This window comes from Amycolatopsis orientalis (assembly GCF_000943515.2).
GTDB classification, from domain to species: Bacteria; Actinomycetota; Actinomycetes; order Mycobacteriales; family Pseudonocardiaceae; genus Amycolatopsis; species Amycolatopsis orientalis.
In genome coordinates, this window is the sequence record NZ_CP016174.1 from 2,081,620 (window position 1) to 2,095,345 (window position 13,726).

Annotated in this window: 4 protein-coding genes (1 of these 4 cut by a window edge); 3 read left to right on the top strand and 1 reads right to left on the bottom strand. The window is 67.7% G+C overall.

All coding sequences use genetic code 11. The annotated features are described in order from the left end of the window. The 3 genes from SD37_RS09645 to mycP form a co-directional block, all read left to right on the top strand. Positions 1–6,873, top strand: the final stretch of a protein-coding gene (locus SD37_RS09645; protein WP_145926567.1) for a hypothetical protein. The gene continues 20,961 nt to the left of window position 1, outside the view; the window shows 6,873 of its 27,834 coding nt (coding positions 20,962–27,834); its start codon lies beyond the left edge, outside the window; the stop codon is at positions 6,871–6,873. After that, the gene (locus SD37_RS09650) at positions 6,857–7,510 is read left to right on the top strand and encodes a type VII secretion system-associated protein (protein WP_044851376.1); all 654 of its coding nucleotides are present in this window, start codon (positions 6,857–6,859) and stop codon (positions 7,508–7,510) included. The genes SD37_RS09645 and SD37_RS09650 overlap by 17 nt, the downstream gene beginning before the upstream one ends. 115 nt (positions 7,511–7,625) lie before the next feature. Next, entirely contained in the window at positions 7,626–8,867 is a 1,242-nt protein-coding gene (gene mycP / locus SD37_RS09655) for a type VII secretion-associated serine protease mycosin (RefSeq protein ID WP_044851440.1), read from the top strand. Positions 8,868–9,557: 690 nt separating this feature from the next. Here the strand turns inward: mycP and eccCa are convergent. Continuing rightward, the gene (eccCa, locus tag SD37_RS09660) at positions 9,558–13,541 is read right to left on the bottom strand and encodes a type VII secretion protein EccCa (RefSeq protein WP_065912780.1); all 3,984 of its coding nucleotides are present in this window, start codon (positions 13,539–13,541) and stop codon (positions 9,558–9,560) included. Between the last annotated feature and the right edge of the window lie 185 nt (positions 13,542–13,726).

Sequence of the window (13,726 nt, forward strand, 5' to 3'; positions counted from 1 at the left end):
TCGAGCCTCGACCTGCTGGGTGATCAGGATTGGCGGCAGCGGTCGTCACTGGTGTTCATCAGCTGCCGGGTGAGCAGCCCTCAGTACGGCACCCGGATGGTCACACTGGCAGAACTGCTCCATGACGCCGGTTTCCGAGGTCGCGTGCAAGGCTTCGACACCCGGGTGGAGGTGCTGCTGGACGGGACGGTGCGGCCGTTGCCCGATGGCGCAGACCCCGAAGACGGGGGCGTGGTCTTCGCTCCGTCGGCAGCCGGGCAAATGGTGGCAAGCGAGTCGAGCATCGACAATGGCAGCCGCGCTTCCGTGCAATCGGCCTCGGCCTGGAACAGCCAGGAAGCGCGCATCAATCCGGTCGTCTATCTCCCGGCAGGGCCTGCGGCCGCAGGTGGCTTGCTGCTGGCGGCGGATTCTGCGGATGTCGGCGGGTGGGAGGAGTTTTACGCTTCACTACCGGTGGAGGCCGCCTCAGAGGCGAGGTCGTTCTATGTCTTCGCGACGGCGAACGAGCAGGGGTTCGTCGTGGACGGCGAGGTGGTCGACACACCTGCTCTGGTCGCGCTGGTCCAAGGGGCAGGCAGCTACTCGGACATGCTGGTGTCGGATCCGGATGCCGAGGTCGTGCTCGTCGTCCACAGCACCGCTGTGGCTCTTTCGACTCTCCTGACCGAGGCCGGCAGGTTCGCCACGGAATTGAATCGCGGCGGGCCATACCGGCTCGTTTCGTTCCTCCCTGCTTCGCCCGGCGCCGACCACGACGGCGGTCCGCGTCCGCTGAATGTGGCGGATCGCAGGATCGTCTCCACACCACCTTCGCGGTTGCGCGAGAAGAAGCTGATCGACGCGCACGGCCGGGAGAGAGGTGCCGGGTTCTTCACCGATGACCGCCGCGCCGTAGCCGTGTCCGACATGATGCTGCTGACCACCGACGTTTCCGGACGGAGTGTGGGACGGCCTGGCTTCGACGGGGCGGGCAAACCGGTGATCGTCGAGCAGGTGCAGGAGTGGGCACCGGCGACCACCGGCGGCCGTGTCAGGCCGCGCTACCTGTTCTTGGAAAGCGACGGAGCCGGGCTCCCGTCCTTCTCAGCCGGGGATGACGGGGAGCACGGAGTTCTCCGCGGTCCGGTCGAAATGGCGCATTCGGTGCTCGTCAGCGGCTTCTTCTCCCAGGCGATGGGGGGCGTGCGTCCTCCACTGGTGCTTTACACCGTGACGTCGGTGCCCTCGGCCGCGGACCGACTCAACCAGCGCTTCCTCGCCGCGGTGCGCCGGCTGGCCGGGCCCATGCAGGCCTTCAGCGCCTCGGGTCCCTTCGTGCCTGCCGGATACGGCACCAGCATGGTGGTGGCGGGCAATGGCTTCACCGCCCATCCCGTCCGTGCGTCGGATGTTCGCATCGAGCAGTACGGGCCGGTGTTCGAGTTCGTGTCCGATATGGGCCACGCGCATGCACAGGCGGTGCGCAGGTTCGCTGCGGGCGTGCTGGCGGGAACAAGGCCGGCGGGCCCTTGGGGTGACCAGGAGCCGGTGTTCGTGGTGCTCGACGCGCTCGTGAAGTACGCCAGGCTGAAATTGAAGAGTGGGATGTCAAGCGAGGTCGGCGGTGCGTCGGCGGCGACGATTTTGCTGGAGCTTCCCCAATTCAGGGCATTGATACGGGATCCGAACCGGACTGTCGTCCTGCTCGGGCACAGCACCGGACGCCGGGTCGACCACGGCGGTTTCGGGTTCGACTTCGCCGGCATGCTGAGAAAGCACAGGTTCTTCAACCAGGTTTTCGCCCCTACCTCCGCGGTGTCGGTGGAGGGCAATGGCCTGCGTCTTCCGCCAGGTGAGGGGTTCACCCGGGTGTCGGTTTTGCGTGCGGGTGACGTGAAAGTCACTTCGCTTCATGGTGCCGACGGTGGCCCTCTCGCACGGGTCGTCCACTGGCCGGATAACGAGGCGGCCATGGCACGCCTTCTCATCTGGGCGAACAGCGTCACCGCCAAAACCCTGCGATTCATCGGCCCGGACGGTATGCCCGTGCCTCTACCCTGGGGTTCGGGCGAACCACCGTTGCTCTTGGTGGCCGCCCGGCACCCGGAAGCGGGGTACTTGTTCGTCCGGAGTGACGCTCGGTCGGCAGCATTGCCAGCCGGCGCACTCGCCCTCTCACAGCGCGACGACAAGGCCTTGCGTGCAATGCTGGGACGAGAGGCCGGGCTATCGGGGGCAAAGACCCCGGTAGTGCTGATCGATCAAGGCTCAGATCGTGCGGATTTGGTCACGTTCGCCGACGGGATGGTGCCCGGTGGTTACCGGCGCGTCTTCTACCGCATCACCGGGCCGGTCTCTTTTCTGCCCAATGGAGAGATCCGGATCAGCGGTGAGGTTCAACGGTATCAGCCGAAGATGCCCGAATCCCGGGAGTTGGTCAGCCGCTCGCTGACCAATTCCCGGCGGGGCACCTTCGGCGAGTACTTCCCCAGCGAGGATTTCGACGCGGGAGCGATGGAACTGCTCGGCCTTCACACCAGAGATGCCCGAATGCACGACTACTACACCAAGGTCACCTGGGACGGCGTTCGCATGCTGCGTGAACTGTTCCGATCGCCTTGGGCCGGGCGCCGGACCTGGATCTCGATGGGACACGGCAGCGCACGCGCCTACGCCGTGGCGATGCAGACCCACGACGAATTCGTGCGCGGTGACGTACTGGCGGTTTCAGGTGAATACATGGCGCGGATGATGTACCAGAGCAAGATCTACCGCGCGCACAATCCGTCCCCGGCGAGTGACCTGCTGCTGCTGCAATGCTCGACGCATGACACCCGGGGTGCCTCCGGCGGCAGGACGCCCGCGTATCTGCTGAAGCTCGCTTGGCAACTGGGCGAGGGTCCGGTTTCCGTCTTCGCGTCGAACGGGTTTGTCGGCCACAGCGATACCGTCGCGATCGAGGTCCGCCGCGGTGACTTCACCGAGGTGCTGCGTCCGGGGCAGGCTCCGCCCACACCGGTCGAGTACACCGGCACCGTGTATCCCACGCGCGGCGGCGGAGGCATCCGGCTCGTGGCCGGCGCGAACGTTGTCGGTGTGCCTGAGGCGCACCCTCCAACGACGGTGACGTCGAGGTCCGCGCCGGTGCGGGACATCGCCGATTTGGGCGTGACGTCGAGGCCCGCCCTGCTGTCCCCGGCTTTGTCCCCCGGCGTGGCCTCGTCGGTTCAGCCGCTTGTAGACCGCGAACAGGCCCGGCGCGACGCGGTATACGCCGAACTCGGACGTCAGCACGTGTTCGACGTGGGTGGCCGGCCTCTGTGCCTGAACGGCCCCGGTGCTCGGGATGAGCTGGAAACCCTGGCGAGCGCACTGAAAACCGCCATCGGGTTCCAGCGCGCCGACGGACTACCGCTGCCGCGCGTGGTGATCCGGGGGCCGGGAGCCGAGTACGTCGCAGGCCTGCTCCGCGGGAAACTGGCCGGTGTCGAGCCGATGCCCCAGGTCATGGCCGTGCATGCCCTGCTGGGCGTGGTCACCGTCGATGTGACGGTGCGGACCGCGCCAAACGGATCGGCACACAGGCCCACGGCGTCGTCCGTCGGCGCGGTCGGTTTCGACTCGGCGGCCACGTCGGAAAGCGTCCGCTGGGAGCGCCTGCACCAGGCGATGCCGGCGGAGGACGACCGCAAGACGTTCCGGGTCTTCGTCGAGGGGCGTGGCGGCGGATTCGTTCTCAACGGCACCGTCGTCGACGGCGCGACGCTGGCCAGGCACGTGATGAACACGCCGAAGTTCCGTGCGCTCGCTAAGGATCCGAGAGTACCGGTGACGCTGATCGGTGCGGATCCGGCGAACCCGGACGCCACCGAGCGGGCGGCCAAGGACTTCGCTGAGGCTTTGCGGGGTGACGGGCGGTTCCGCACCGTGCGAGCGGCCTCCCGGCCGCTGGCCATCGACGCCACCGGGTGGGCGATGCCCGTACAAGGTGGAGAGATCGCCTTGGTGGCCGAAATCCGGCCTGACGACGTCGAGTGGATTCCGTTGAGAGGCGCGGACAGGCGTCAGTTCGGTATGGCCTTCGCCTCGAAAGGCCGTCGCGCCAGGGGGCTGCGAGATGAGGTGCTGGTGATGAACGACCACACCCTGCGCTCCACGGCCGAGGTCAGCGGAGGCAGTTCGACGTTCACGATGCAGCCGTGGGCGCCTGCGACGGACGGAGTCCGGACCCGTCCGATCATGGTTCTGCTCGACAAGGAGTATTCCAGGTTTGGCACTCCGTTGACCGATGGCAGCCTCCAGCAGGTCAGCCCGTCGATGGTGGGGGAACTGCTCTACGGGTCTTCGATGTTCCGGCGGATGACAGGGGAGGTGGTTCGTCCGCCCCTCCTCTTGTTCACGAAGAACCCGCGAGCGCCGATCGGCAGGTCGAGCAGGGCCAACGCCCGGCTGCTGGCGAGGTTGCGTGAGCTGGCCGGACCGTGGGAGGCCTACGACTACGCAGGCACCTATGATTTCGCGAGGAACATGATGGTGGAATTACCCCAGGGCGGGAAGATCACCGAAAGCGGTGTGCCCACCTGGCGGGACGTGACGCTCGTGGCGTCGGAATCGGTATGGGGCTTCCCGGTGCCAGGTGGTGTGCTGGAAACTGCGGTGCTAGAGGAATTCCTCGGCGCCGCGGACAGCGGTATAGATCGTCCCAACGGGGTATGGGGCACGGAGAAACCGCTGATCGTGGCTGTCGATTCACCGGACGGCACCTTCGCCAGGATTCGCGGTAACGCCGGTGCGCTGCTGGAGCTGGACGGCCGAGGACTCGGGCGGCTCCTGTTGAGCGACCCACTGTTCCGGTATGCGATAAAGACGAACCCGGCAAGGCCGGTGGTGCTGGTCGCGCGGGACGGCGGTAAGCGGGTGAATTTCGGCGGGCTGGGCTTCGACCTCGCAGGAGCCCTGCACGACAGCGGTTTGTACCCTGACGTGTACGCGACCACGGGAGACTCGCGGGTGGAAGCGGATCGGATCGCCACCGCTGATCAGTCCGGCTTCGTGAAGGTGTCGCGTTTGCGGGCCGGGGATCTGCGGACCGCGGTGTTGAAGAATGTCGACGGCCAAACGGTCGCGTTGTTCGTTCGCTTCCCCGGCGACGAAGCCGATTACGCGCGCGCCGCGCGGTGGGCCGCCAGCGCCACCGCGGACGTCCTGCAACAATTCCTTGTCGAAAACGGTCATCATGCCCCCTACACGGAGAACTCCCCATGGAAGGGGCTTCCGGGGTTCCTGTTGACCGGGGCGGGTCCGCAGGGGTATAAGGCGCTCCGCAAGGACGGGAAGCGCCTGTCGCTCACCCCAGCGGAGTTGGCCGAGATCTTCGGTGCCGACACCACCCTGCGGAAGATGCTGGGCCGGGGGGAGGCGGCCGCCACGAACAGGCCGCTGGTGGTCGCCGCACTGAACGGCACGGCCGTCGGGCTGGCGGAGATCGCCCGCGGTCTGCGGCGCGGAGGCTACGCACGGTTCATCTACCAGCCCCAAGGCTGGGTGAAACTGTCGTCCACCGGACGAATCACTGTTGCCGGGAGCGTATTCGAGGTCCAGAAACCGCTCCCTCTCACAACGGACGAAGTGCTCAGCTACGCCATGACCAACGACATTCTCGGTGTCCACGGACAGTTCTTCCCACTCGACGAAAAAGACGCGCACGAGATGTTCTTGCCTGCCTTCAACGACTCCGCGGTGCGGCAGTCGTACTTCTTCCGAGAAACCACCGAACGGGACGCGGCTGGCGCGACGATCACCCGGTGGACGCCATATCTCTCGCCATGGGTCGGCAGCACATACCGGCCGTGGCACGTCGATGGCCATGGCTTGGCGACGTCGATGTTGGTCGCGCTGAAGACCGATCGGCCGCAGCACATCGGGGACATCGTAGTTCTATCGGGCAGGTCGGCCGCACGTATCGTGTACGGTAGCGAGGTCTATCGCCGGGCAGACCCGGACCCCGAGAGCCCGACCGCGCTCGGGCAGTGCTTGGTGAACGTGCTGGTGAGCGGCGAATCCGAAACGGTCGCCCGAGGATACGGGGTGGAGTGGGGGCGACTGGTCAACCGGCCGGTCAAGACCTTCGGCGCCGATCAGATAGTCCGCGTGGCGCACCAGACCAGCACCCGCACTGTGAGCAACGGCGGTTTCTTCACCGAAGCACTGGCGGACGGCGAGAAAGCAGACCCGCCGATACCGCTGGGTGATCTCGCGGCGAGCACGATCGGGCCGGTGATGGTCGGATTCATCGGCGACGTCGGAAAGCTCGCCGATGACGAAGACGTCCGCGACATGGCCCGGCGGGTGGTCAGGGCGGCGGCATGGCGGCGACGCAACGGAGTCGCCCTGCCCGAGGTGACGATCGCCGGATTCGACGGCCAGTATCGTGCTGACATCGTCGCCGTGTTCTCGGCCGAAGCCAAGTCCGAAGCACTGCGGATGACCGGTTTGGGCTTGCCCATCGGCCATAAGGACGTCATCGTCCACGTCGTTCCGGCCGGTGGGACTCGGCACCCGGTGCTGGACGCGGACTGCGCGACGCTGGACGTCTTGCTTCCGCCCGCGGAACTCGGCGAGAAGGAGATCGCCCGGACGGCGACGGACAAGGGATATGCGGCCATTCGAGCGCTCAACGAGGTGTTCGCGCCCCTCGCGCCGGGACAGCTCGCGAACAACCCGGCCACGGCTCCCTACGTGGATACCGTGCCGGCCGACCGCTCCCGGACGGGTACCGGCCCCGGCAGCGCCCAGCCGAAGCCCGTCCAACGTCACGATTCCGCACTCGATCCGGATCACCGGCCGGAAAGCACACCCGAGAACGAAGGAGATCATGGTCACGATGACTGAGGCCACGGACAGCACGCAGGCGGAGGGGCCGCTGGAGAACTGGTTCCTGCTGATGGACCCCGCGTGGCGTCCGGCCGCCGAGAACGACCCGCCGCCGATCGAGGCCGTCGTCGGCCTGTGGCCGGTGGAAGAGGAGGGCAAGCTCGGCAAGTTCCGGGCCAACCCGGACTATGTGCCGACGGACGAGAATTCGCCGTCGGATCCGCTGGACGCGGTACTGCGGCTGGTCATGCGCGGCCAGGCCGAGGCCGAGCACATCCAGCTGATGTTGCGGGACACGTTGTTCGACATCGCGATGAACGGTGACGGCAACCCGCTGGTCACGAGGTCGCCGGACGACATCCCCTGCGTCGTCGTGGCGACCGGCGAGCCGCACCGTCAGCGCATCGCCTCGCCGGACTGGCGGCGGATCGACCTCGGCGAGCTGGTCGGCCTGCTCGCCGATGAGGTCGACGTGTTGTTCAACCCGGCAGGCCCGGCCGCGGTGCGGCTGACCGGTGAGTTCATGCGCGAGACGCTGGAGATGGACGACGAGCAGGTCACCGCGCTCTATGCGAAGAACATCCAGGACCCTTCCGGCCTGCGCGTGGTGACCTGGGATCCGACGGCCGAGCCCGCGCCGGCGGACGACAAGTGAGCGGCGTGCGCTGCACGAGGATGAAGATTTCCTTGAGTCCCGTCGGGTCCACTGTGTAGTGGACCAGTACGCCGTCCGGGACCGGTGCGGCGAAGCGGACTCGAGAGGACTTCCGATGGGCAACGGGAAGGCGGGACGCTACGGCGTTCTGGTACTCATGCTGGCCGCGAGTCCGATGTGGACGTCGCCCGCCGCCGCGCAGCAGCCGCCCGCCCCGTTGCCGACCGCGCAGAAGGGGTGCCTCCCGCCGCCCGCGAGCTCCGAGACCGGCGTGCCGTGGGCTCAGCAGCGGATGGCCGTCGACCGGGTGTGGTCGCTGACGAAAGGCGCGGGCGTCACCGTGGGGGTGGTCGACACCGGGGTCGACGGTGACAGTCCGCAGCTGTCCGGTGGACGCGTGAAACCCGGTGTCGACGTCACCACCGCGGAGCGCAAGCCGGCGAACGACGACTGCTTCGGTCATGGCACGTTCGTCGCCGGGATCATCGGTGCCGCCGTCCGGCCGGGCACCGGATTCGCCGGTGTCGCGCCCGAAGCCACGATCCTGCCGATCCGCTGTGCGGTCACCACGGCGGACGGCTCGCCACCCGTGCTGACCGCGGTCGAGATGGCCAACGGCATCCGTGCCGCCGTCGACGGTGGCGCCCGGGTGATCAACATCTCGGCCAGTACCGATACCCCTGACGAAGGCCTGGCCGATGCTGTGCGCTACGCCGCCCGTCGCGACGTGGTGCTGGTCGCCTCGGCGGCGAACAGCGCACAGCAAGGAGATCCGGTCACCTATCCGGCGTCGTACCCGACCGTCATCGCCGTCGGGGCGATCGACATGACGGGCAAGAGGGCCGAGTTCTCGCAGACCGGCAAGTTCCTCTCGTTGATGGCTCCCGGCGTCGCGGTCACGAGCATCGGCCCCGGCGGCGCCGGGCACTGGGTGGGCAGCGGCACCAGCTACGCCGCGCCGTTCGTGGCGGGCGTCGCCGCGCTCGTGCGCGCCTACCGGCCTGAGCTGTCCGCCGAGCAGGTCAAGCGCAGGCTGGAGGCGACCGCGGACCATCCCGCCGCGGCACTGCCCGACGCCCAACTGGGCTGGGGAACGGTCAACGCTCTGGCCGCCGTGACAATGCTGCTACCCGGGGAAGCCGGCACCGCCGGGCCGGTCGTCGCGGCCGAGCCCGCGCCGCTTCCGGTGCCCGTCCGGCCCGAGGGGCCCGGCGAGGCCGTCGCGGTCACCGCCGCGGTCTCCGTGCCGGTGATCGCGCTGTTCGGAATGCTGGTGTTCCGCCTTTTCACCGGCGGCAAGCGCCGCCGGTGGAAGCGGGCCCGGGTGGTCGAGTTCTCGCGTCGCACGGGTATTTGACGTGGGGTAAGGCTCCCTTCGCCGCGTCTAATGCGGTGAAGGGAGCCTCCGGTCCTGGTCAAGCGCGGGTCGCTCGCCCGTCGCCTCGGGTGCTGCGAAAGCCACTTTCGCAACGTTGAAGGTTGCGAAAGTGGCTTTCGCAACGCTTGGGGGACTCCGCCGCCCGCGAGGACGCAAGAGCTGCGGTGAAGGGGACTTTCCCGTCGTGCGATGAGGGGAAAGTCCCCTTCGCCCCGCTGATCACCGCGAGCAGAAATCCGTGAAGGCCTCCTTGGTGAACCTGTATTTGCTGACCCGCCGGTGAGGCAAGCGGGCAGTGAAACTGATGCCGGCTGTCGTCTTGGGCGAGTGGGGAAGATTCCGGCCGTCCAACGTCCAGGATCTTCCCCACTCGGTCGTCCACCCCGAGGCACGACCGGCACGATCAAGGTTCAAGACCAGGACAGCCACCACGACGACAGCCGGACTCTCGCTCCCACGCAGGTCGGACGTACGTACACAAATGAAGGCCTCCTTGAGAGACCCAGAGTCCCTCAAGGAGGCCTTCACGGACTTGGCATCCGATAGGACACCTTTGCCTACCCCTCAATAGAACGACCATTGCCACTCACGACCCAGCGGGTCACGATCGGTCCGGCTGGTCGGCCTCCGGTACGCGACACCCCACGTTTGCCTTACCTCTCCATAACGTCAGCCCGTCGCCGGTGAGCCGTCCTCCACCAGCGGTGTCTGGACGAGCCGGACCGACCGGCGGCGGTTGATGAACTGCGCGCGTCCCGGCGGCAGCACCCTGGGCCGGAGGTTGCCGAGGAAGGATCCTTCATCCTTGGGACAGGACAGCAGCAGCGCGGGCGTGCCGAGCTCCCACATGCGGCGGATCGCCGGGTTGCTCATCGACCGGCTCGCGCCCGCGGTGCTGCGCGCGAGGATGATGTGCACGCCGACGTCGGCGGCCTGGGCGAGCATCGGCATCAACGCCTGCAACGGGCCGTAGCTGCCGGCGGATTCCGTCAGCTCGAAGTCGTCGATGATGATGTAGAGCCGCCCGCCCGTCCACCAGTCTCGCAGTGGCAGCCTGCTCGGGCTGATTTCCGGCCCGGGTATGCGCTTTTCGATGAGCGTGGCCACGCCGGTGATCGACGTCGTCAGCGCTTCGGCGCCCACGGCGTACTCCAGCTGGTACTCGGCGGGGATGGAGTCCCGCAGTTCCCGGCGGAAGTCGCCGAACATGATCCGGGCTTCTTCGCTGCTGTGGTGTGCCACGATCGAGCGGGCGACGTGTTTGAGGATGTTGGTCTTGCCCGACTCGGCGTCACCGTAGATCAGCAGGTGCGGTGTGGCGTCGAAGTCGTGCCACTCCGGCTCGAGATGCTGGTCCTCGAGGCCGAGGGCCATCCGCATCTCCGCCGCTGCCGAGGGGGCGTGCGGTGACGGGAGCTCGCGGGCATGCAGTGTCTGCGGCAGGAGCCGCACCTGCGGTGCGCGCGGTGCCGTGGGCATCGCCAAGGACTCAGCGACTTCCATGGTCGCCTCGGCGAGGTCGTCGGTGCGAGCGTCGCCGTCGATCCGGGGGAGCGCGGCGAGGAAGTGCAGCCGGTCCGGGGTGATGCCGCGGCCGGGGATCGACGGCACGGTCGCGGCGAACCGGCTGTTGATCTCCGAGTCGACCGGGTCACCGAGCTTGAGCTCGAACCGGGTGCCGATGACGTCGCGCAGCCACGGCCGCATCTCCGACCAGCGGTTGGACGCGACGACGAGGTGGATCCCGAAACTCAGCCCCCGCGCGGCCAGTTCCGTGAAGTTGTCCTCGATCTCCTCGAAGTCTTGGCGGATCGTGTACCAGCCGTCGACCACGAGGAAGACGTCGCCATAGGGGTCGAGGTCACGGAAGCGGCCCTCGGCCCGCGCCCGCCGGTAAGTGGCCATCGAGTCGACGTTGTGCTCGGCGAAGATGCCCTCACGCCGTGCCATCAGGTTGGTGACCTCCAGTACGGTGCGGGTCACGCGGTCGCGGTCGAGCCGGTTGGCGATGCTGCCGATATGCGGCATCGCCGCGAGTGAGGACAGCGTCCCGCCGAAGTCCAGGCAGTAGAACTGGACCTGCTCGGCGGTGTGGGTGAGCGCGAGCCCGCAGATCAGCGTGCGCAGCATCGTGCTCTTGCCGCTCTGCGGTCCACCGACCACGGCCGCGTTGCCCCTGCTGCCCGACAGGTCGGCGACCAGCAGTTCACGCCGTTGCTGCGCGGGCAGGTCGATAAGCCCGACGGGCACGGCCAGGTTCGCGGTGTCCAGGTTGCCGACCGGCCGTGGACCGTACGTCGGATGGTCCACCAGCGGTGGTAGCAACTGGTCCAGTGTCGCCGACGTCTTCAACGGCGGCAGCCATACCTGGTGCGCCCGTGGGCCGATGCCGCGCAGCCTGCCGATCAGCACATCGATCATGGTCTCGGTGGCTTCGTTGGGCTGGTCCTCTTCGACAGGCTCGGGAGCCGGGGCCACCGTCGGCTCGATGTACCGCTGTCCGAACGCGACGATGTGCTGCTCGACGGCTAGTCCGGTCTGCCGCCGCTTCGGCCGGTAGGGGGCCGAGGAGAACGCGCCCTTGAACCGCACCAGGGTCTGGGTGTCCGGTCGCAGATAGCCGTTTCCGGGACTGTTGGGCAGTTCGTAGGCGTCCGGTACGCCGATGACGCTGCGGCTCTCCATCGCGGAGAAGGTACGCAGACCGATCCGGTAGGAAAGGTGGGTCTCGACCTTGTGGATCCGGCCTTCGTCCAGCCGCTGCGAAGCGAGCAGCAGGTGTACGCCGAGACTGCGGCCCAGCCTGCCGATCATGGCGAACACGTCGATGAATTCGGGCTTGCTCGAAAGCATCTCGCTGAACTCGTCCACCACGATGAACAGTGCGGGCATCGGCTCGAGCGGCACGCCTTGTGCTCGGGCGGCCTCGTAGTCCCGCCGTGAGGCGTAGTTGCCCGCCGCGCGAAGGTGTTCCTGGCGCCGGTTCATCTCGCCGGTCAGCGCGTCCTGCATCCGGTCGACCAGCTCGAGCTCTTCGGCGAGGTTGGTGATCACCGCCGAGGTGTGCGGCAGTTGATCGAAACCGAGGAACGCAGCACCACCCTTGAAGTCCACCAGTACGAAGTTCAGGTCTTCCGGGGAATGGGTGGTGGCGAGCGCGAGCACCAGCGTGCGCAGGAGCTCGCTCTTGCCGGAGCCGGTGGCGCCGACGCACAGCCCGTGTGGCCCCATACCGTCTTCGGCCGACTCCTTGATGTCGAGTTCCAGCGCGGAGCCCGTTCCGGCGATCCCGATCGGCACGCGCAGCCGCCGTTTGGCGGTCATCCGGTCGCGGCGGTACTTCACCGGGTCGAAGGTGGCGACGTCGCCGATGCCGAGCAGGGTGGCCAGGTCGTAGTCGACGGCGAGGGGCTCGTCGTCCTCGGAGACCTCACCGATGCGGAACCGGGCCATCGTCCTGGCGAGCGCGTTCGCGGCGATCTCGCTCAGCTGGTCGGGGCGGCAGAGCCGGGCGGTCTGCTGCTTCCCGACCCGGTCGAACGAGACGGTCCTGACCTCGTCCGCGTCGACCTCCAGGAACAACGCCCCGGCCCGCTGTTGCCATGGCAGCGATCCGGAGACGTCCACGACCACGGTGTTGCGATAACCCTCGTCGGCGAGCCGGTGGTCGGCAGGCACCGAGACGCCGTCGAGCAAGAGGATGACGAAAGGCTCGGACGCGGTGATCGGCGTGTCGGCCTCGAAACGCGGCCGCCCGGGGAAGGAAGGGCCGCCGAGCAGGAGTTCGGCCTGGGTGATCTCGCCGGCGGCGAGCCTGCGGGCCCCGGCGGCGTCGCGGCTTTCGGTGCATTGGTGGTGCGGTAGCCACTTGAGCCAGTCCCAGCGGTCCAGGCGCTCGTCGGTGGCGCAGACCGCGACACGCACGTCGCCGGGAGCGTGCGCGGTGACCAGCTGGGCGAGGATCGCCCGGGTCAGGCCGAGTACGGCTTCATCGTCACCGGAGAACTGGATTTGCCCGAAACCGCGTAGGTAGACGGCGATCGGCGCGTCCGGGAGCGTGTTGTACGCGCGCATGAACCGGCGCAGCGCGTGCGCGGCGAGGGGTTCGAGGTCTTCGATCGGCTGGCTGTTCGGGGCGACGAGCTTGAACGTCGAGCGCTGGGTACCCAGGCCGAGCCTGACCTCACCGAAGTCGTCGTGCGCGGGGCGCCGTTCCCACAGCCGGTAGCCCATCGCCATCGACCACAGTGCGTGCGGATCCGGGTGGATCCAGCGCGCGGCTTTCCGCTGGGCGCTCAACGCGTCGCGGGCCTGTTTGCGGAGCTGGCCGAGGTAGCGGATGTAGTCGCGCCGGTGCCCGTTCAGTTTCTGCTTGTGGGTCACCGAGTTCCGGATCATCTGTGTGACGAGCATGCCGAGCGCCGACACCACCATGAGGCCACCGCCGATGTAGGCGAACGCGCCCGCGCCGGGACGGACGAACATCATCACCATGGCGAGGGAGCCGAGTGCCATCGGCGCGTACATCAAGATGCTGCTGATGCCACCACCGGCGTTCTCGGGCACGCCGGGAGGTGGCTGAAGTTCGGTTTCGGTCTCGGGGGCAGGCGGTTTCGGTCGCCGCGCGCGCCGGGCGAACAGGGTGGTGCTCACAGGCTCTCCCTTGGTGAGTGGTTCTCCCCCCATCGCGGGGATCTCGATACGGCGCGGCCGTCCGCGGTGCGGCCGACGTTAACGTCGATGCCGGGAATGAGGCCTGGACCTGGCGGGAAGGGCCATATCTGAAGAAGAGCGAATACAGCATCGCACAACGAACGCGGTGAAGCCACCGTCCATTT